Raw genomic sequence first — 1930 nt, forward strand, 5'->3', positions numbered from 1 at the left:
TTTGGGTTTAATACCCATATTCCTGTTTTCGTGATTCTGCCAACGCTGGCAATTCCTGTCATCAGAATTCCTTACACCTGACAATTCCTTTCGTCAGCCAACCATCCAGACAATTGCCAGACAATCGGATGACAGTCAACTGTCTGCTTGTCAGAGTGTTACGGCGAAAAACCAGATGGTCTGACAGTTTTTTCGGAAATTCTTGTTTTTTACTAAGAATCAGCTATATGGGCTGCTTTTACTCATATCGACACCCGCTATTACTCATTAAACCCAAATCGGTCATTAGGCCGTTTAATGTATAATTTTAATAACTGCTTGCAGTCTTTTGCTTTTTATAAGGCGTCTTTTGTCTGTTTTTAATTCGCAATAGCTCGCTATTACTCATTAAAAGTCAAACAAAATCCACTCTTCTAAAATATCAAAATTCAAGCAAGCCCTAACGGTTGATTTGGGTTAAATTGATTCCGCCAACGGGTCGCATAAATGTCCTGGAGGCAGTTTTGTACTAAAAAAGAAGCGGAAAATTTTGTCAATTGAAGAAAAGTGAGTATTTTCGTAGCGGAAAACAATCCACAAGTGACGAATTGATGATGATAAGGCGTTTTTTAGACTATCTGCGTTATGAGCGCAATTTCTCTGAGGAAACGATGCTCGCATACGGTAAAGACCTGACCGAACTCGAAGAGTATTTCAGGAATGTCGACGCCGGACTGTCGTGGAACACCATCGACTCAGACATCATTCGCGGTTGGATGGAGACAATGATAGACAAAGGCAACGTGGCGGCGTCGGTCAACAGAAGACTCAGCGCCGTGAGGTCGTTCTTCAAGTTCGCCCTCTCCCACGGACTCGTGGACAAAGATCCCTCACGGATAATCGAAGGAGTGAAGAAAAACAAGCGCCTTCCGGTATTCGTTAAAGATTCAGAGATGCAGGAACTGCTCGATGAAACGATGTGGGACATGACGAAATTCATAGACGTATGCGCCAGAACGATAATCATGGTGTTCTATGAAACGGGGATGCGCCTCTCGGAACTGACGTCGCTCGACGACGATGCCGTTGATTTCGTAAACCTTCAGGTAAAGGTGACCGGAAAACGCAGCAAGCAGCGCATAATCCCATTCGGCGAGGAACTTAAAAAGGAGATTCTCTATTATATAAAGGTTAGAGACGAGAATGTAACGCGCCATACCAAAGCTCTGTTCGTGACGAAAAAAGGCATACGGATGGATGACGCAGCCGTAAGATACCGGGTGAAGAAAAACATCTCGCGGGTCTGCACGGCAAAGAAACGCTCTCCCCACGTGCTCCGACACACCTTCGCCACCACGATGCTCAACCATGGCGCCGGATTGGAAAGCGTGCAGAAGCTGCTCGGACATGAGAGTCTGGTCACCACGGAGATCTATACACACACCACATTCGAGAAACTTAAACAAGAGTACAAAGCCGCTCATCCGCGGCGATAACCTTTTTAATATAGGAGAAAGAACTATGGAAATTAAGATTAAATCAATTCACTTCGACGCAACAGACCAGTTGAAGGCATTCATCGAGAAGAAGGTAGAGAAGTTGTCAAAGACTTATGAGGATATCCAGAACACAGAAGTACAGCTGAAAGTCGTGAAGCCTGCAACGGCCATGAACAAGGAGGCAAGCCTTAGTGTTACGGTGCCTGGAAGCAAACTTTTCGTAGAGAAGACATGCGACACTTTTGAGGAGGCAATCGACCAGTGTGTGGACTCTATGAAGGTTCAACTGACCAAATTTAAAGAAAAATCAAGGGAAAATTAAAAAAAAAGCCCAAAAGTTTTGGTGGTTTAAAAATAATGCGTACCTTTGCAGCCGTGTTCAAGACACATCGCTTGCGACAAGCCAATACGGCTGCAAGGTTTTGCCTCTTTAGCTCAGTTGGCCAGAGCAC

2 protein-coding genes are annotated in these 1930 nt (G+C 44.7%); both read left to right on the forward strand.

Translation table 11 applies throughout. The features are described 5' to 3' along the window. Nucleotides 1-590 precede the first annotated feature (590 nt). Entirely contained in the window at nt 591-1475 is an 885-nt protein-coding gene (locus tag QVO99_RS02520; protein ID WP_287074817.1) for a tyrosine-type recombinase/integrase, read from the forward strand. 25 nt (nt 1476-1500) lie between these two features. Then, nucleotides 1501-1800, forward strand: a complete 300-nt coding sequence (hpf, locus tag QVO99_RS02525) for a ribosome hibernation-promoting factor, HPF/YfiA family (RefSeq protein WP_022316019.1) — start codon at nt 1501-1503, stop codon at nt 1798-1800. Nucleotides 1801-1930: the final 130 nt, after the last annotated feature.

Source organism: Prevotella sp. CAG:592 (genome assembly GCF_000436015.1).
In the GTDB taxonomy this organism is placed as follows: Bacteria; Bacteroidota; Bacteroidia; order Bacteroidales; family Bacteroidaceae; genus Prevotella; species Prevotella pectinovora.